This window comes from Rhodococcus sp. NPDC060176 (assembly GCF_042728675.1).
GTDB lineage: Bacteria > Actinomycetota > Actinomycetes > Mycobacteriales > Mycobacteriaceae > Rhodococcus_F.
Genome location: NZ_JBHWYS010000001.1, coordinates 537,472 through 553,987 on the forward strand (window position 1 = coordinate 537,472; position 16,516 = coordinate 553,987).

The 16,516-nt window shown below is 61.4% G+C and carries 16 protein-coding genes; 9 read left to right on the forward strand and 7 right to left on the reverse strand.

The genetic code is table 11. The features are described 5' to 3' along the window. Nucleotides 1–2: 2 nt before the first annotated feature. The gene (locus tag ACFWEM_RS02460; RefSeq protein ID WP_378530843.1) at nucleotides 3–1,523 is read right to left on the reverse strand and encodes an aldehyde dehydrogenase family protein; all 1,521 of its coding nucleotides are present in this window, start codon (nucleotides 1,521–1,523) and stop codon (nucleotides 3–5) included. Between the two features lie 127 nt (nucleotides 1,524–1,650). Between ACFWEM_RS02460 and ACFWEM_RS02465 the strand changes: the two genes are divergently transcribed. Beyond that, a complete protein-coding gene (locus tag ACFWEM_RS02465) occupies nucleotides 1,651–2,793 on the forward strand; it encodes an acyl-CoA dehydrogenase family protein (RefSeq protein WP_283305417.1) in 1,143 nt (380 codons plus the stop codon). Between the two features lie 9 nt (nucleotides 2,794–2,802). Then, on the forward strand, nucleotides 2,803–3,495 hold the full coding sequence (locus tag ACFWEM_RS02470; protein ID WP_378447447.1) for a GntR family transcriptional regulator: 693 nt from the start codon (nucleotides 2,803–2,805) through the stop codon (nucleotides 3,493–3,495). Nucleotides 3,496–3,522: 27 nt separating this feature from the next. Here ACFWEM_RS02470 and ACFWEM_RS02475 read toward each other — a convergent pair whose 3' ends face one another. Then, the gene (locus tag ACFWEM_RS02475; RefSeq protein ID WP_378530845.1) at nucleotides 3,523–4,212 is read right to left on the reverse strand and encodes a TetR/AcrR family transcriptional regulator; all 690 of its coding nucleotides are present in this window, start codon (nucleotides 4,210–4,212) and stop codon (nucleotides 3,523–3,525) included. 139 nt (nucleotides 4,213–4,351) lie between these two features. On the opposite strand from ACFWEM_RS02475, the gene ACFWEM_RS02480 reads away from it, so the two are divergent. From ACFWEM_RS02480 to ACFWEM_RS02490, 3 genes are all read left to right on the forward strand, one after another. Continuing rightward, complete coding sequence (locus ACFWEM_RS02480) at nucleotides 4,352–5,134, forward strand: oxygenase MpaB family protein (protein ID WP_378532716.1); 783 nt, start codon at nucleotides 4,352–4,354, stop codon at nucleotides 5,132–5,134. Nucleotides 5,135–5,238: 104 nt separating this feature from the next. Beyond that, nucleotides 5,239–6,378, forward strand: a complete 1,140-nt coding sequence (locus ACFWEM_RS02485; RefSeq protein ID WP_378530847.1) for a serine hydrolase domain-containing protein — start codon at nucleotides 5,239–5,241, stop codon at nucleotides 6,376–6,378. Nucleotides 6,379–6,525: 147 nt separating this feature from the next. After that, complete coding sequence (locus ACFWEM_RS02490; RefSeq protein ID WP_378530849.1) at nucleotides 6,526–7,620, forward strand: GGDEF domain-containing protein; 1,095 nt, start codon at nucleotides 6,526–6,528, stop codon at nucleotides 7,618–7,620. Between the two features lie 23 nt (nucleotides 7,621–7,643). Here the strand turns inward: ACFWEM_RS02490 and ACFWEM_RS02495 are convergent, their stop codons facing one another. Together ACFWEM_RS02495 and ACFWEM_RS02500 are read right to left on the reverse strand one after the other, a co-directional pair. Beyond that, a complete protein-coding gene (locus tag ACFWEM_RS02495; protein ID WP_378530851.1) occupies nucleotides 7,644–7,856 on the reverse strand; it encodes a DNA-binding protein in 213 nt (70 codons plus the stop codon). Nucleotides 7,857–7,888: 32 nt separating this feature from the next. After that, the gene (locus ACFWEM_RS02500) at nucleotides 7,889–9,319 is read right to left on the reverse strand and encodes an MFS transporter (RefSeq protein ID WP_378530853.1); all 1,431 of its coding nucleotides are present in this window, start codon (nucleotides 9,317–9,319) and stop codon (nucleotides 7,889–7,891) included. Between the two features lie 63 nt (nucleotides 9,320–9,382). Between ACFWEM_RS02500 and soxR the strand changes: the two genes are divergently transcribed. After that, nucleotides 9,383–9,823 carry a redox-sensitive transcriptional activator SoxR gene (gene soxR, locus ACFWEM_RS02505; RefSeq protein WP_378530855.1) on the forward strand — a complete coding sequence of 147 codons (441 nt, stop codon included), beginning with the start codon at nucleotides 9,383–9,385 and terminating at the stop codon, nucleotides 9,821–9,823. 12 nt (nucleotides 9,824–9,835) lie between these two features. Here the strand turns inward: soxR and ACFWEM_RS02510 are convergent, their stop codons facing one another. From ACFWEM_RS02510 to ACFWEM_RS02520, 3 genes are all read right to left on the reverse strand, one after another. Then, nucleotides 9,836–10,642 carry an ABC transporter ATP-binding protein gene (locus tag ACFWEM_RS02510; RefSeq protein WP_378530857.1) on the reverse strand — a complete coding sequence of 269 codons (807 nt, stop codon included), beginning with the start codon at nucleotides 10,640–10,642 and terminating at the stop codon, nucleotides 9,836–9,838. Nucleotides 10,643–10,657: 15 nt separating this feature from the next. Beyond that, nucleotides 10,658–11,362 (reverse strand): FadR/GntR family transcriptional regulator, encoded by a 705-nt coding sequence (locus tag ACFWEM_RS02515; RefSeq protein WP_003943086.1) that lies wholly within the window; start codon nucleotides 11,360–11,362, stop codon nucleotides 10,658–10,660. 102 nt (nucleotides 11,363–11,464) lie between these two features. Continuing rightward, nucleotides 11,465–12,025 (reverse strand): QsdR family transcriptional regulator, encoded by a 561-nt coding sequence (locus ACFWEM_RS02520; protein WP_003943195.1) that lies wholly within the window; start codon nucleotides 12,023–12,025, stop codon nucleotides 11,465–11,467. A 157-nt stretch (nucleotides 12,026–12,182) separates the two neighbouring features. Between ACFWEM_RS02520 and ACFWEM_RS02525 the strand changes: the two genes are divergently transcribed. The 3 genes from ACFWEM_RS02525 to ACFWEM_RS02535 all read left to right on the forward strand — a co-directional run bounded on the left by ACFWEM_RS02525 (nucleotide 12,183) and on the right by ACFWEM_RS02535 (nucleotide 16,456). After that, nucleotides 12,183–13,154 carry a phosphotriesterase gene (locus ACFWEM_RS02525; protein WP_378530859.1) on the forward strand — a complete coding sequence of 324 codons (972 nt, stop codon included), beginning with the start codon at nucleotides 12,183–12,185 and terminating at the stop codon, nucleotides 13,152–13,154. A gap of 3 nt (nucleotides 13,155–13,157) precedes the next feature. Then, nucleotides 13,158–14,813 (forward strand): AMP-binding protein, encoded by a 1,656-nt coding sequence (locus tag ACFWEM_RS02530; RefSeq protein ID WP_378530861.1) that lies wholly within the window; start codon nucleotides 13,158–13,160, stop codon nucleotides 14,811–14,813. A 251-nt stretch (nucleotides 14,814–15,064) separates the two neighbouring features. Next, nucleotides 15,065–16,456: an MFS transporter gene (locus ACFWEM_RS02535; RefSeq protein ID WP_378530863.1), complete on the forward strand. Its 1,392-nt coding sequence runs from the start codon at nucleotides 15,065–15,067 to the stop codon at nucleotides 16,454–16,456. Nucleotides 16,457–16,516 lie beyond the last annotated feature (60 nt).

Genomic DNA, 16,516 nt, shown 5'->3' on the forward strand with positions numbered 1-16,516 from the left:
TCTCAGGACTTTGAGTGGCGCTTCGCCAGCATCCAACGAGAGATCTTCATGTCTCGAGCTTTTCTCTCGATGGTCAGCAGGTCCAGCGGAGCGCTGAACTTCTGAACGGCAAGTGATTTTACGCTGCTGAACTCACGCAGACCGTCAGCTCCGTGGATACGGCCGAATCCGGAATCGCCGACCCCGCCGAACGGCAGGGCGGCGATTCCGGCGAATCCGAGAACCGAATTGACCGTGACGACACCGCATTCGAGCTTCTCGGCAATCGCTCTGCCCTTCGACGAACTCTTGGTGAACACCGAGGCGCCCAAGCCGTACTTCGACGCGTTGGCGCGCTCGATCCCCTCGTTCATGTCGGCCACCTTGTTCACCACCACGCTCGGGCCGAACGTTTCCTCGGTGATCGCAGTGGAATCCTCCGGAACATCCGTCAGGATGATCGGATCGATGAACGGACCGTTGAACGAATCAAGTCCGCCGAGTACAGCTTTCGCACCGCGTCCGAGAGCGTCTTCGATCTGACCCCGGACTATCGCAGTCTGCTTTCCCAGCGTCATCGGCCCGTAGGTCGAGCTGTCGGTGGCGCCGGCGTGGGCGTCCCGTAGTGCGGCTGTGAGTTTGGACAGGAAAGCGTCGTACACGGGTGCTACGACGTAGATTCGCTCGACGCCGGCGCAGGTCTGTCCTCCGTTGCCCACTGCCCCGAACGCGGCGAAGCTGACGGCTGCATCGAGGTTGGCGTCGGAGTCCACCAGCATGGCGTCCTTGCCGCCACATTCGGCGACCAGGGGAGTGAGGGTGTCCGCGCAGGCGGCCATCACACGCTTCGCCGTAGCGGTCGAACCGGTGAATGCGATCTTGTCGACACCGGACGAACACAGAAGTGCGCCGGTTTTGCCGTCACCGGTAATGGTCTGCAGGACAGGGTGTCCGGGTGCAGCGATGTTCCACAAGCGGGCCAATTCGACGCCGACGCCCGGTGAGAGTTCGCTCGGTTTGAACACGACGGCGTTACCGGCGGCCAGTGCGTAGCCGATCGACCCCATCGGTGTGTACAGCGGATAGTTCCAGGGACCGATCACGCCGACGACGCCCATAGGCCGGTAGCCGACTGAGGCAGACTGGTTGGCGCTGATCAGTCCTGCGCCGACGCGTCTGCGGCGCAACACTTTCTGTGCGTTGCGTGCCGCCCAGTCGAGATGTTCGACGGCCAGCATGACTTCGAGTAGTGCGTCGTCGCTGGGCTTTCCCGTCTCGGCGGAAATGATCGCCGCCATCGATTCGGCGTGAGTGGCGATTGCGGCGCGGAAATTTCCGAGCACCTTCCGGCGGCCTTGGAATCCGAGTTGATCCCACCACTTCGATGCGGTGCGAGCTGCGGAGACTGCCTTCTCGATCGCCTGCTGATCGGCGATGGGGTGCTGCGCGACCACGGAGTCGTTGCGAGGGTCGAGGCTCGCGAAGGTGTGGTCGTCCGATTTCGGATCTGTAGACGTGCTCTGGCGGCCGAGCTGTTCTGTCATGTTCTTCAGATCCTCCACATGTCGGTGCATCACATATATGTGATGTGATTTACTGTGCTGGTAGTCACAGTATGCGTCGGACGGTGCTCCGACAAGCCTCCAGCCTCATCTCACTCGGGAGTTTTCGATGTACATGGATTTCACGCAGGAGCAGTCTGATTTCGCCAAGTCGGTAGCGGCGTTCTGCAAGAAGGAAAGTGGGACCCGTGAGCAGCGAGATCTGCTGACCGATCATGGCGCCCACAATCACAACCAGGCGTTCTACGAGAAGATGGCCGAATTGGGATGGCTCGGACTGACCGTGCCGGAGGAGTACGGCGGATCGGCCGGAAGCACGGTTGACCTGTGCATCTTCCTGGAGGAAGCCGCCAAAGGGATGGCGCCGATCGGTGGACTCGGCCCGACCGTCATCACCGGGGCCGCGTACGAGAAGTTCGGAAGTCCGGAGCAGAAGGAGGCAGTGCTCGGCGGGATCGTCCGCGGCGCGTCCCAGTCGATCTCGATGTCCGAACCCGAAGCAGGTTCCGACGTGGGCAATTTGAGTTGCCGCGCCGAGAAGGTCGACGGTGGGTGGCTGATCAACGGCCAGAAGACGTGGTGTTCCAACGCGCACTTCGCCGAGAACATCCTCCTGGTGGCTCGTACGTCCAGAGGCGAAGGCAAGCATGAGGGCCTGACGATGTTCCATGTCCCGGCGGACATCTCCGGACTGAAGATCAGTGGAATCGACACCATGGGCGGCAAGGAGGTCAACGATCTGTACTTCACCGACACGTTGCTGCCCGAGGACGCGGTGGTCGGGGAAGTCGGCAACGGATGGCGTCAACTCATGGCCGGGCTCAACATCGAACGCCTCATCCTCGCGGCGATGATGCTCGGGACCGCGCAGCGCGCTTTCGACGACACCCTCGAATTCGTCACCACGCGTAAGCAGTTCGGCCGTCCGGTCGGTTCGTTTCAGGCGCTTCGCCACCGGATCGCGGATCTCGCCACGGAGATCGAATGCGGCCGTCTGTTGGTCTACAGCGTGGCCAGGATGGTCGACGCAAACCCGACCAAGATGTTCCCGCGGGAAGCGTCGATGGCCAAGCTCAAGCTGACCGAGACCGCCAAGAAGGTCGCGCTCGAGGGGATGCAGATGATGGGTGGGTACGGTTACGCGACTGAGTTCGACATGGAGCATCATGTGCGAAAGACTCTTGTGTCCTCCATTTATGGTGGTACCAACGAGATTCAGCGAGACATCATCGGCAAAACGTACGGACTGTGAGGATCGGTTGTGGCAACGTCTGCACGCACTCGGAGAGCGACATCTGAGCTGAGGAGACGGCCACAGTTGTCGGAGGACGTGGCCAACCACGTTCGCAACCTGATCATGTCCGGCTCGGTTCGTCCGGGCGAGTTCGTCAGGCTGGACGAAACCGCAGCCGACCTCGGGGTCAGCGTCACGCCGGTGCGAGAAGCCCTCGTCGCATTACGCGGCGAGGGGATGGTCGAGTTGGTTCCGCATCGCGGCTATCTCGTTTCACCCCTCAGCCGCCAGGACATCGAAGATATCTTCTGGTTGCAGGGGCAGATCGCGGTCAAGCTGGCCTTGCGGGCGATGGACAGCATCACCGCTGATCAACTGGTGGAACTCACGGAGCTCAATGCCGATTTGCGAGCGGCGGTCGACGCCTCGGATGCAGCTGCGATCGAGCAGTGCGAATTCGAGTTCCATCGCCTGATCAATCGCGCTGCAGGCGGAGCGAAACTGGCGTGGTTCCTGTTCGGCGCGATTCGGTACACCCCTGCTCGTCTCTACGCGACCGATCCCGGATGGGGTGAGCTTGCGGTATCGAGTCACGACAGCCTGATCGAGGCGTTCGAAAAAGGTGACCGTGAGCAGGTCGACGCGCAGATGGGTCTGCAGTTCTCCGACGGCGCTGCCCGACTGCTGGCGCACCTCGACAACATCGGTATCTGGGACTGAATCAGGAACTCACGACGGAGCAGGAACTCAAGACGGAGGTAGGGCGGGAGCGAGCAGGATCGCCGCACACTCGGCGACCAGTTCTTCTTCCGTCACGTCGATGTACCCGTCGAGCCATGCACTGAGGGTTTGCGCCAGACCGCCGACCAGGAACGTTGCCGTCAGGGTCAGATGACCGCTGTCGTTCAATCGGTAGAAGGTCTTGGCGTTGGCAGCCAGGAGACCGACGAATATCGTCGTCGACGCTTGGCGTTTCTCGGCCAGGACAGGGCTCGTCAGGGCGCTGGAGAACAGAAGACGTCCGCGGCGGGGATCGTTCGCGATAGTGCGGACGATGTTCGCGATCCCGGCGAGCGCCTTGCCGCGTTCGGTCTCGGCGGCGTCCACCGCAGCCTGGGTTGAAACGGCGATATCCGTGATGACTGTGTCGTAGACGGCCGACATCAATGCATCACGATCGGTGAAGCTCTCGTAGAAGTACCTCGCCGCGACACCGGCCTGCTTGCACACTCCTCGGACCGTCAGTTCGGGATCGGTCGACCCCATGAGTTCCAAGCCGGCCTCGATCAGCGTCTCCCGTCGTTGGGCTACGCGCAGCGCGCCGTCGACGCCACCGTACGAACGCGGTTGGTCATTCATGAAGACCATCTTGGCATCTCGGTGTTGATTGAAATCTCGGCGTTGCTTGACATCTCGGCATTTCAGCGTTTCACTCATCTGAGAACGTGCGTTCGCAGATGCGACTTCGAAGGGGTCTGCCATGACGGTGAGTAGGGATTCGATCGACGGGCGCGGGAAAACGTCGACAAGTGTTGACGCCAAAGCGATCGACATCGACGCGGAAGTCGAAAAGGCGATGTCCGGACTCGGGTTGTTGGCCGCCGGCGCGAACGTCATCATGCAGTTGGCGCGTCCGGCGGTGGGGTACGGCGTGTACGAGAGCAAGGTCGAGACGGGTCGGTTGGACCGACACCCGGTCAAGCGAACCCGGACGACGCTGACGTATCTCGCGGTTGCGAGCCTGGCGACGGACGAAGAAAAGAAGCTGTACCGACGCGCAGTCAACGGCTCGCACAAGTACGTTCGCTCCGACGAGAACAGCGCAGTCGAGTACAACGCGTTCGATCCCCAACTGCAATTGTGGGTGGCCGCCTGCCTGTATCGAGGCTTCGAGGACGTGTACAAAATTCTGTACGGCGATCTCGATCCGGTGACCCAGGACGCGTTCTATCAGCGCAGCGCGACCTTCGGTACGACTCTTCAAATGCGCCGCGACATGTGGCCGGCGGACCGGGATGCGTTCGAGGTCTACTGGAACGAGAACCTCGGCAAGGTGGCCATCGACGAGACGATTCGTGAGCATCTGTACGGGATCGCGTCGGCGACATTCACGCCGAAGTTGTTGCATCCCGTGGTCGGCCCGTTCAATCGATTTGTCACCACCGGGTTCCTTCCCCAGGTCTTTCGCGACGAGATGCGGCTCCCGTGGTCAGTGCGTCGGCAGCGTAATTTCGACCGATCCATGCGCGTCGCCGCGCTGGTCAATCGGTTCAGTCCGAAGATTCTGCGGATGTTCCCCTACAACTTCTATCTTTGGGATCTGCGTCGGCGCATCGCCAAGGGAATTCCGTTGGTCTGAACAAACTCTCGGACCTGAAGTGATTGACACCACAGGCAAATTGGACACATACTCAAGATAGTTGAAGTTGACGTCAAGTTTCATCATTCCTGTGGAGGCTGTCAGTGGCGAACATCGAAGGCGTATGTGACCAGCGATTCTCTGGTTTGAAGGAGGCACTGGCACGCAATCTCGATACCGGCGAGGATGTCGGGGCAGCGATAGCACTGACGATCGACGGCGAATCCGTCGTCGACATGTGGGGCGGTTGGGTCGACGTCGAGCACACTGCTCCTTGGGGCCGCGACACCGTCACCAACGTCTGGTCCTGCAGCAAGACCGTGACCGCGCTGGCCGCGCTCATGCTCGTCGACCGCGGCTTGCTGGATCTCGACGCCCCGGTCGCGCAGTACTGGCCCGAGTTCGCCGCAGCAGGCAAGGATCGTATTCAGGTGCGGCAACTGCTCTCGCACACCTCGGGTGTGTCGGGGTGGGATCAACCCTTCACCTTGGAGAACATCTGCGACGACGAGTACGCCACCGCCCGGTTGGCGACCCAGGCCCCCTGGTGGGAGCCGGGTACGGCATCCGGATATCACGCCCTCAACTACGGTCACCTGATCGGTGAGGTCGTCAGGCGCATCGACGGACGAACCCTCGGCCGCTTCATCGACGAGGAAATTGCCGGTCCGCTCGATGCTGATTTCCGCCTGGGCTTGCCGAAGTCCGAGTACGGGCGAGTCTCGAATGTCATTGCACCACCGCCGTTGCCGATCGACATCGCGGCACTCGGGATGGACAGCATCATGGTGAAGACCTTCACCGCACCGCCGGCCGACGCTACAGGTTCGTGGACCGACGGGTGGCGCGCCGCCGAGATCGGCGCGGCCAACGGTCATTCGAATGCGAGGGCGCTCGCACGCATCCAGTCGGTGATCGCGTGCGGTGGCAAGGTCGGTGACGTCCGTCTGCTGTCGGAGGAGACCATCGACAAGATCTTCGAGGAGCAGTCGTACGGGGTCGACCTCGTCCTCGGTGTGCCGGTTCGCTTCGGCGTCGGATTCGGCTTGCCGACACCCGAGTCCGTCCCGTTCATTCCGGAGGGGCGAATTTGTTTCTGGGGTGGTTGGGGAGGCTCGCAGATCATCATCGACACCGACAAGCGCATGACGTTTTCGTACGTGATGAACAAGATGGGGCCGGGTCTGCTCGGTTCGGAGCGATCGGCGCAGTACGTATCGGCCGCCTACGACGCGCTGACCTGATCGGCCATTCCCGAATCCGGCAGAACGGTTTGTTTGTCCATCGCTGACTATGCTGCCGGATATGCCAGTGTGCTCCGGGGGGAAATCAGCATGTCCGCTACGTCGAAGTGTGCCCGAAAGTTCCAGACCTGCGCCGGTTGAACTGTGATGAACGGTCTCGTCGAAGTTGTCATGCGCTGGTGGCGGTTGCCGGACCAGTTTCACAGTTTCAGTCGCTACCTCGATGACCGTGGGTTCTTGACTTCCTGCCGGGCACTGGTCGGCGGAACCGCGTTCTGGATGGGCTTGGTATTGCTGTCGGCGCGCTTCAGCGGCGTCGGTCCGCAAGGTACGTTCTGGCGAGCAGTAAATCTGGCTGTCATTGCGATGTGCGTCGGTGCGGCCCTGATTTGGTGGTTGTTTCCGCCGACGCCGTTGTGGTCGTACACCTTTGTCGTGGGGTCCGACGTGGCGATTGCGGCAGCATCGGCAACCGACTCGGAACCGCTGGGGCGGCTCATCGCGTGTGTCGTTTTTGCGTCGATCGGTGGCTACATTGCGTTCTTCCACAACCCGAAACTGCAAGTCGGTCACCTGATCTTCGCCTCGATCGTCACGGTGCTTTCCGGGTGGACCCTGCTGTTCGGCCCAACAGCCGACGTCGGGTTGGGACTGGCGAAGATCTCGGTTGTGCTGGCTACGATCATCGTGATTCCCGTTGTGTCACAAATTGTTCTGGCGGTCCTGGGTTCGGACGCCACTACCTCCGACATCGACCCGTTGACAGGACTGCTCAACCGTCGCGGACTGGCGCGTCGGGTGAACGACTTGATGGGCGCCCCGGTCACCGAAGCGGACGCACTGCTTGTAGTGGTGATCGACCTCGACCGCTTCAAGACGATCAACGACGTTCACGGCCATGACGTAGGAGACAGCACGATCATGCGAACTGCACTGCGCATCCGTTTGTGGACAACCCAGTCCGCCTTGACAGCTCGTATGGGCGGTGACGAGTTCGTCGTGGTGGAGCGGGTACCGGTCAGCATGATTTCCAGGCTGGAAGGACAGATCCGCTCCGCGATGGACGGGGCGGCCGATGATCCGCCGACGAGTGCCAGCGTCGGAATGGCGGTCCGCACCGCGCCACGGAATTCGGACGAGTCGGTCGACGAAGCCTTCGCCGAACTGTTCCGCGTTGCAGATTCGGCAATGTACGAAGCGAAGCGGGAAGGTGGCAACCAGGTTCGCGCGAGCCTGGTCTGATGTGAGAGTTCAGTCGGCGAAGCTCAGTCGGTGAAACTCAGACCACGTTCGGCGAGTGCTTCGCGCAGAATCCTCAGGGCCTTGGGCCCCATCCCGTGCAAGGTGCCGAGTTCTTTCTCGGACACGGACGTCAGTTGTGCGAGGTGGGTGTAACCCGCTCCGATCAGCGCGCGCAGTGCCGGAGCGCCCGTCTTCGGGAAGTCGGTTTCCACTGTGTCCGGATCCGGTTCTGTCACTGGCCAACTCCTCCGTGTGGGTTTTCCACAGTTTAGCGAGCGTCGTGAACGATTTCGGGTCTGTCGACTTTGTCGAGCGTTCGCGGAAGTGCGCGAACTGCCACGGCAATGCCGATGATCGCGACAGCGGCGAAGGTGAAGAGGAGCAATTGTGCAGAACGCAGCGTCGACGGTTCGCCGATGTTCACCAGCACTCCGGCCAGAGCTGCGCCGAAAGCGTTGGCGATCAACTGCACGGTGTTGATGGCAGCCGAGGCCCGAGCACCTTCCCCGGGATCGGCGACCGAGGTCATCGCACCGACTGCGAGATGAGGCCAGGCGATGCCGATTCCGACGCCGGCGACCAGCAGTCCGATCACCCACGCGACCATCGCACCCGCGCCGGCGTGCTCGGTGAGAAATGCTGCCATGATGCCCAACCCGATCGCGACGAGGATAGGGCCGCTGACAACGATTCGTCGCACGATACGAGGGGTGGTGGCCGAGGCGCTCGGGATTTCGCCGAGAGTCCAGCCCAGAGCGAGTGCGGCGCCGAGGAATCCCGCGGCGAGCGGTGCCAGTCCGGCAAGTCGTTGACCGAAGAGTGGAATGAACGTCTCGACGGTCGACGCGACAGCGAGGACGACGATGGTCAGGTACACCCATTTGAGAGACGACGCTTTGAACGTCGACGGTGGCAGTACGCCCTGGCCCGAGCGGCGATCTGCGGCGACAAAAGCGATCAGTAGCAGCACAGCGGCGAGGACCATCCCGGCGGTCACTGCGAGGTTGGACAGAATTCCGGCGACGCTGACCAACAATGCTGCCGCGGTCAGCAGCGCCAGTGAGAGGACCGGTACCGGGCTACTGGCGGTGCTGCCCGGTTCATGCGCTGGTAGGGCGCCGGGAACGAGAGCGGCAACTGCAATCGTCGCGACGACCAGAACGCCGAAAGCCCATCGCCAAGCACCGAATTGAGCAAAGACACCGCCGATCGCGGGCCCGGCGAAGGTGCCGACTCCCCACATCGCCGAAACCAGCGCAGCCCCGCGCGTCCACAGATGTTTGGGAAGCGCGGAATTGATGACGGCGTAACCGAGGCCGGCCAGCAGGCCACCTCCCGACCCCTGGATTGTGCGGCCGACCAACAGCAATTCCATGGTCGGGCTGACCGCACATACGACGGTGCCGAGCGCGAAGATCGCGAGGCCGATCAGGTAGGCCCCGCGCGGTCCCCTGGCTGCGAGGACGTTGGTGACCAGCATCGAGGAGATGACGGAAGCGATGAGAAAGACCGTTGCGGTCCAGGCGTAGTACTGCTGACCACCGATGTCGTCGATGGCAGTCGGAAGCAGGCTGGTCGTCAGGTAGACGTTGGTCGCATACAGTGCGACTCCGCCTGCGAGGACGGTAGCGGTGCCGAGGTATCGACCGCTCAGGAGCTGTCGCCAGGTTCCGGCGGGAGCATCGGTAGGGGAGTGCATGTTGTCGAAGGTAGAATCTCAAGTGCGCTTCAGGTCAATGTTGCGCAGCCATTGGGAGGCAAAATGATCCGCAAGAGTGACGAACTTCTCTCGATCGGTGAGGTATCGGCGCGAACCGGCGTCGCCGTGTCGGCGGTGCGCTACTACGAAACACTCGGTCTGGTTCCTGCGGAGCGGACGGCGGGAAACATGAGGAAGTTCCCGCGTCACTCGATCCGGCGGGTGTCACTGGTCCAGTTGGCAGTCAGGTTCGGGATACCGCTTGCCGAAGTTGCCGAGGTCTTCGAGTCGTTGCCGCAGGGGCGAACTCCGACGAAGAAGGACTGGCGCAAGATTTCGACGGAGTGGAATCAGCGCCTCGAGGATCGCAAGCAGGCCATCGCGCGAATGCAGGACGAACTGACGGGCTGCATCGGCTGCGGGTGTCTGTCACTCAAGACGTGCAACCTGCTCAACCCTGGAGACGAACTGGGCCGGGAGGGTCCCGGCGCCAGACGTCTCTGAAACTTCTGCCGGTCAGACCCTTTCGCGTGGCCGGGACTGCGCATTCCACCGACCACCGCGACGCTCGATCTCGATGGGGTGCGAGAAGCACTCGCTGATGTTCTGGGTGGTGATCACTTTGTCGGCGAGCCCGCCGGCGGTCACGACGCCGTCCTTGATCAGGAGAGCGTGCGTCGTGGTGCTCGGAATCTCTTCGATGTGATGCGTCACGAGGATGCTGGCAAGTGACGGGTTCTGATTGCGGAGGTCGTCCAGGGCCGTCAAGAGTTGTTCGCGTGCAGCCAGATCCAGCCCGGTCGCCGGCTCGTCGAGCAGTAGCAGGCGTGGTTCGACCATGAGTGCTCGGGCGATCAGGGCTCGTCCCCGTTCACCTTGGGACAGGTTGGGCCACAGTGCGTCCGAACGCGGGCGCATGCCGAGGAGATCGATCAGCGCGTCGGCATGAGCTTCTTGCTCCGGAGTCGGTGACCACCGCGGCATCACCTCGGTGGTGTTGGTGAGACCGGTGATCACGACGTTGCGAACCGTGATCGGAACCCCGATCGTGTGACGAGGGTTCACGTGCCCGATGTCCATTCGCAATTCCCGCATGTCGACGCGGCCCAACTTGTGGCCGAGGACGTAAACGGAACCGCGAGTCGGGTGGGCGGTTGCTCCGAGCAGGCTCAGAAGCGTGCTCTTGCCCGCGCCGTTCGCGCCGAGGAGGACCCAGTGTTGTCCGGGTTCGATCGAAATGTTGATGTCTTTCAACAAGTATCGGCCGTCGCGGACGAGATCCACGTGTTCGGTCGACAGTACTGTGCCGGTGGGGTGTTGCACGAGAACTAACCTCTCTCAGGCGTCGAGCACACGTAGACGTCGTAGGACGGTGTCGATGTTCGCTCGGGTTGCCGCTACCGCGGCTTCGGGGTCGGCGTCTTGAAGTGCCTCGACCAATTGATCATGGGCATGTGAGGTGTCGGGTACGCCGGCCTCGTGGGCCATCATCTCGACGAGGGATTCACGAAGGAGTGGACGCACCGACGTGAACAGTGAGAGCAGGACCGCATTTCCGGAGAGGCGGACAACTTCCGTGTGAAAGTCGAGGTCGACGTCGACGAACTTCTCGACATCGCCTTCGAAATGGCTGTGTCGCATGGTCAGTCGTCGCCTCAGGCCGTCGAGGTCCTCGGGTTGTACCCGCTCCGCAGCCAGCCTGGCGGCCTCGATTTCGAGTGCGCGACGCACTTCGAAGACCTCCAGGATGCGGGACCGTCGAAGAAGTTTGGTGAATTCGTCGACGTGCTCGAGTTCGGACGCGGCCGCCACGAAGGTACCGACGCCGTGCCGAACCTCGAGAAGTCCGTCGCGAGCGAGGAGACGGATGGCCTCGCGAATCGAGGAGCGTCCGACGCCGAGTTCGACGGCGAGGGCCGCCTCGCTCGGTATGCGCTCGGACGGCGCCCACGTTCCATGCATGATTCGCCCGCGCAGCAACTGTTCGAGTTGCGGTACCAGCGGACCACTGCGAAGTGTGAATCCTGTGTGGTCGTCGGACACGGCTTGCCTCTCGGGTGGGTACCGAAAGAGTAACAACTCATCAGACGTCTGAGGACTCGGGTGGCCGGTGTGTCGCCGCAGTGTTCACGCGGTCGAAGCGCGTCAGTTGCGGGTGACGCCGAGGAGCAGTGCGATCAGGTCGAGGGCCGTCTCGATCTCGGCCTTTTCTCGGCCGAGCAGGGGGGCGTAGAGGTGCACGTCGCAGATACGAACGAGGGCTTCGCCCAGCACCTGTGGCGAAAGGGTGATGGTTAACTGGCCCGCGTCGACCTGGGACTGCAGTATCTCGGCGGTGATGGAGGCGGAGATCGACTCGATCGAGCCGGGCATCATCGCGAGCTTGATGAACACCATGGGTTCACGTTTGGTCAGCGCGCGCAGTTCGGTCGATGATTCCACCGAGCGCATGACGCGGCCGAAGACGTCGAGGATGTACTCCGGACCTTGCCCCGACGCCTGTGACATCGCTTTGCGGTATGTCCGTTCGGTGGCCTCGGCCAGCACTGTTCCGAGCAGTTCGTCGCGGTTGCCGACCCAGCGGTAGAGCGTCGCGCGGCCTACACCGAGACGTTCGGCGAGCAGTGACATGTCGAGTGGTTCCTCCGCGAGGTACATGCTCGCGGCGGTGTCGATCGCGCGTCGGCGTTCGAGGTCGGTAGGCATCGGGACATTCTCTCCGGTTGTCCGGTACAGCACAATTTCGGCCGTTGAAAATTGGTGAGCCTCGGGCGATCGAGCCTATTGACGAACCTGGTCGCGTGAGACACACTAGCTCATTGTCTCATGTTAGTGATGGCGATCACAGTCAGGGGTTCGATCGATGAGTTCAGTACAAACCGTTCGTGGGCCGGTGGATACAGCCGATCTGGGAAAGGTGTTGATGCACGAGCATGTCTTCGTTCTGGGTGAGGAGTTGCGCCAGAACTACCCCGACTATCCCGAACCCTGGGACGAGGAAGTACGGGTAGCGGACGCAGTAGCAAAGCTGACCGAGGTGAAGTCCCGCGGAATCAGCACGATCGTCGATCCCACAGTGATCGGCCTCGGTCGGTACATCCCGCGTATCGCCCGGATCAACGCGCAGGTCGATCTCAACATCATCGTTGCTACCGGCATCTACACCTACAACGACATTCCCTTCCAATTCCATTACACCGGACCAGGTTTGCTGTTCGACGGACCCGAGCCGATGGTCGAACTGTTCGTCAAGGACATCAGGGAAGGAATCGCCGGAACCGGTGTCCGAGCCTCCTTCCTGAAGTGCGCCATCGAAGAGCCGGGCCTCACCCCCGGCGTCGAGCGGGTCATGCGCGCGGTCGGACAGTCGCAGGTGGAAACGGGAGTGCCGATCACCGTGCACACCAATCCGCACACAGAATCCGGGTTGGTCGCGCAGAAGGTTCTGGCCGAAGAGGGCGCGGATCTGACCAAGGTGGTCATCGGTCACTCCGGCGACACCACCGATCTCGACTACCTGTGCGCTCTCGCCGATGCCGGTTCGCTACTGGGGATGGACCGTTTCGGGCTCGAACCGTTCCTGTCGTTCGAGGATCGTGTCAACACCGTGGTGGAGATGGCCCGTCGCGGCTACTCGGAGAAGATGGTTCTGGCACATGACGCGTCGTGTTTCATCGACTACTTCCCCAGCGCTGCAAGAGAAGTGGCACTTCCGAACTGGAACTATACCCACATCAGTGATGACGTCATTCCCGCGCTGCTCGAACGCGGTGTCACCGAAGACCAGGTCAAGACGATGCTGGTGGACAATCCTCGTCGGTACTTCGAGGCCTGAGCTATGACCAACGTGTACGAGAGCAAGCCCTGGCTCGCCAACTACGACGCTGACACTGCGCCGAACGTAGACATCGAGCACGTCAACGCCCTCGAGATGTTTCGTGCAGCGCTGGAACGCGATCGCAACGCCCCGATCATCCGATACTTCGACAGGTCTGTCAGCTTTGCCGAACTCGACGAGATGTCGGACGCACTTGCAGTAGCCCTAGCTGAGGACGGAATCGGGTTCGCAGACAGAGTTTCCTTTGTCCTGCAGAATGTTCCGCAGTTCGTGATCGCCACGGTCGCGGTGTGGAAACTCGGCGCCGTCGTCGTTCCGGTCAATCCGATGTACCGGGACCGTGAACTGTCCACCGTTCTCATCGACAGCGGCGCGGTAGCGGTCATCTGCCTGGAGTCTTCGGCCCAGACGGTTGCGACTGCGTCTGCGGGCACCGAAGTACGACGGGTCATCACTACGTCCGAACTGGATTTTCAGTCGCGCGACGACGAGCGGATCTTCAGTTCGGCATCCAGGATTCGCCACGAGGGATTTCCGGACCTACTGGAATTGATCGAGGCTCATCGAGGACAGACGCCCGGGCGGGTCGAGCTCGGCCCGGAAGACCTCGCCTACCTTCCCTATACGTCGGGAACAACCGGCCCGCCGAAAGGTTCGATGAACACGCACGCGAATGTCGTGTTCGCGGCACAGATCTATCGGGACTGGTTGGGACTGCGGCCAGGCGGCGCGATGTTCGCGGTGGCGCCACTGTTCCATATCACCGGATTGATCGGGCACGTCGCGGCTCCACTCCTGGCCGGCGCGCCCACGATTCTGACCTGCCGATTCCATCCCATCGTTGCAGCGGAATCGATTTCGGAGCATCGGGCCACCGCAATCATCGGTGCGATCACCGTGTTCATCGCGTGGACGGACAGCGCCGCAGTCTCGAAGGAATCGCTGAGCACTCTCGAGTCGGTGTACTCGGGTGGCGCGCCGATTCCGCACGCGGCGTTGGACGCGTTCCGGTCGAAGTTCGGTCACTACATTCACAACGGTTACGGGCTGACCGAGACGAACAGCCCGGCAATCGTGGTACCGAATTCTCGTGAAGCGCCGGTGGATACGGCGTCGGGAGCGGTCGCCGTCGGTGTGCCGGTATCGAATACGTACGCGGAGGTCGTGGACGAAAACGACAAGCCGGTACAGATCGGTGAGTACGGCGAGATCGTGGTCTCCGGTCCACAGGTCGCACTCGGGTACTGGAACAAGCCGGAGGAAACCGCACATGCCATGCCGGGCGGGCGTTTTCACACCGGAGACATCGGATTCATGGACGGCGACGGCTGGTTCTACATCGTCGACCGGATGAAGGATCAGATCAATGCCTCGGGTTTCAAAGTATGGCCGCGCGAAGTGGAAGATGTTCTCTACGAACACCCTGCCGTGCGGGAAGCTGCCGTCGTCGGTGTCATGGATCCGTATCGCGGCGAAACTGTGAAGGCCTTCGTGTCCTTCAAAGACGGGTCCGAGGCGACCACCGAGGATCTGGTCGAATTCTGCAAGGAAAGGCTTGCAGCATACAAGTATCCGCGCATCGTCGAGATCATGAATGACCTACCGAAAACGGTCAGCGGCAAGATTCTTCGTCGCGAGCTGAGGGTTCCGAACTAGATCTACCTGACAAACGAATTGCCGGCCGCCGTCAAGGTGAGTCGGCCATTCGTCGTGTTGGCTGTCGGAAATCAATAGGGGATTAAGTCCCCTATGCGGCAATGTATTTCAGTGATTGACATCACTCTTTTTGTATCGCAGACTGATCGCAACGCCACAGAGTTGAAGTTGGTGTCAGTTTCTACTTCTGGCTCCGATTCGACTTCTCAACTCCCGGCTCGACGAGCGTCCGACCCATCGAGGAGTAACCCATGACGAGATCGGCAGTGGATTCGAGCACGCAGGCAGGGGGCCTGTCCGATCAGGACCGAAAGAAGAAGCGAGCGCACCGCAAACTTCTAGGTGCGGGACTGCTCGGCAGTTCCATCGAGTGGTACGACTTCTTCTTGTACGGAACGGCTGCAGCACTGGTCTTTCCGCATGTGTTCTTTCCCGATTCATCCGCGCTGATGGGCACACTGCTCTCGTTCAGTACGTTCTGGGCCGGGTTCGTAGCTCGTCCCATCGGCGGGTTGGTCGCTGGGCATTACGGTGACAAGTACGGACGCAAGCCCGCAGTGGTCACCTGCCTGCTGCTGATGGCTGTCGCGACATTCTTGATCGGCGCGATTCCGAGTGCGTCGGCGATCGGCGTCGTCGCTCCGATCCTTCTTGTGACGTTGCGATTCATTCAGGGACTTGCCTGCGGTGGACAGTGGGGCGGAATCGTCCTTCTTCTCACCGAATCCGCGAGTCCCAAGAAGCGTGGTTTCTCAGGCACTTTCGGTCAGATGGGCGTCTCCTTCGGTGTTGTCCTGGGCAACCTGGTCTTCCTCGTCGCGACCGCGACCATTTCCAACGACGCGTTCCTGAGTTGGGGTTGGCGGGTTCCGTTCTTCGCCAGCGCGCTGCTCTTCCCTGTTGTTCTGTACATCCAGACGAAGGTCGAGGACACGCCGGAATTCCTCGAGCTGCAGGAAGACGCCAAGAAGAATCAAAAGGACGTCGTCGTTCAGGCTCCGTTGGCCCAGGCACTCAAGGATCACTGGCGCAAGATCCTGCTCGGCTGCGGACTGCTCGCTGCCACCAATGCGCTGTTCTACATCAGCATCGCCGGCGTGCTCAGCTACGGCACAACCGAACTGGGGTTGAAGCGGAACTCGCTGCTCATCATCTCGCTCCTGAGTGCGTTGCTGACCGTCGGAGTGGTGCTGTGGTCCGGAAAGATGTCCGACAAGATCGGGCGTCGTCCGATGATCTTGATCGGCGCTGCGGCGATCGTGGTGTGGGCGTTCCCGTACTTCTGGTTGATCAACACCAAATCCCTGCCGCTGTTCTTCATCGCAGTCACGGTCGGCAGCGTGTTCCAGTCGATGACCTACGGGCCGATCGCGGCCTACATGGGTGAGCTGTTCGCGCCCAACGTGCGTTACTCGGCCGCATCGTTGGCGTACCAGTTGGCTGCGATCACGGTCAGCGGCGGCACTCCGTTCATCATGACAGCACTTATCGCGAAGACCGGAACCACGACGTGGGTTGCCGTGTTCGTAGCACTCATGGGCTTGGTGACCTTCTTCAGTGCCTGGGTGCTGAAAGAGACCAACCCGAAAGAAGTTCGGGACGATCCGAACGCAATTCCCGGCGCGCACCTCTACGTCAAGTAACTCTTTCGGTTTTGAGCAGACGCCCGTTACCGGTCACCGGTAGCGGGCGTCTGACGTATA

What these genes read in the sequence shown, in the direction of transcription:
- ACFWEM_RS02460 (WP_378530843.1), bottom strand. Translation starts at nt 1,523, where the DNA reads ATGACAGAACAGCTCGGCCGCCAGAGCACGTCTACAGATCCGAAATCG.
- ACFWEM_RS02465 (WP_283305417.1), top strand. Translation starts at nt 1,651, where the DNA reads ATGTACATGGATTTCACGCAGGAGCAGTCTGATTTCGCCAAGTCGGTA.
- ACFWEM_RS02475 (WP_378530845.1), bottom strand. Translation starts at nt 4,212, where the DNA reads ATGAGTGAAACGCTGAAATGCCGAGATGTCAAGCAACGCCGAGATTTC.
- ACFWEM_RS02480 (WP_378532716.1), top strand. Translation starts at nt 4,352, where the DNA reads ATGTCCGGACTCGGGTTGTTGGCCGCCGGCGCGAACGTCATCATGCAG.
- ACFWEM_RS02490 (WP_378530849.1), top strand. Translation starts at nt 6,526, where the DNA reads ATGAACGGTCTCGTCGAAGTTGTCATGCGCTGGTGGCGGTTGCCGGAC.
- ACFWEM_RS02500 (WP_378530853.1), bottom strand. Translation starts at nt 9,319, where the DNA reads ATGCACTCCCCTACCGATGCTCCCGCCGGAACCTGGCGACAGCTCCTG.
- soxR (WP_378530855.1), top strand. Translation starts at nt 9,383, where the DNA reads ATGATCCGCAAGAGTGACGAACTTCTCTCGATCGGTGAGGTATCGGCG.
- ACFWEM_RS02520 (WP_003943195.1), bottom strand. Translation starts at nt 12,025, where the DNA reads ATGCCTACCGACCTCGAACGCCGACGCGCGATCGACACCGCCGCGAGC.
- ACFWEM_RS02525 (WP_378530859.1), top strand. Translation starts at nt 12,183, where the DNA reads ATGAGTTCAGTACAAACCGTTCGTGGGCCGGTGGATACAGCCGATCTG.
- ACFWEM_RS02530 (WP_378530861.1), top strand. Translation starts at nt 13,158, where the DNA reads ATGACCAACGTGTACGAGAGCAAGCCCTGGCTCGCCAACTACGACGCT.
- ACFWEM_RS02535 (WP_378530863.1), top strand. Translation starts at nt 15,065, where the DNA reads ATGACGAGATCGGCAGTGGATTCGAGCACGCAGGCAGGGGGCCTGTCC.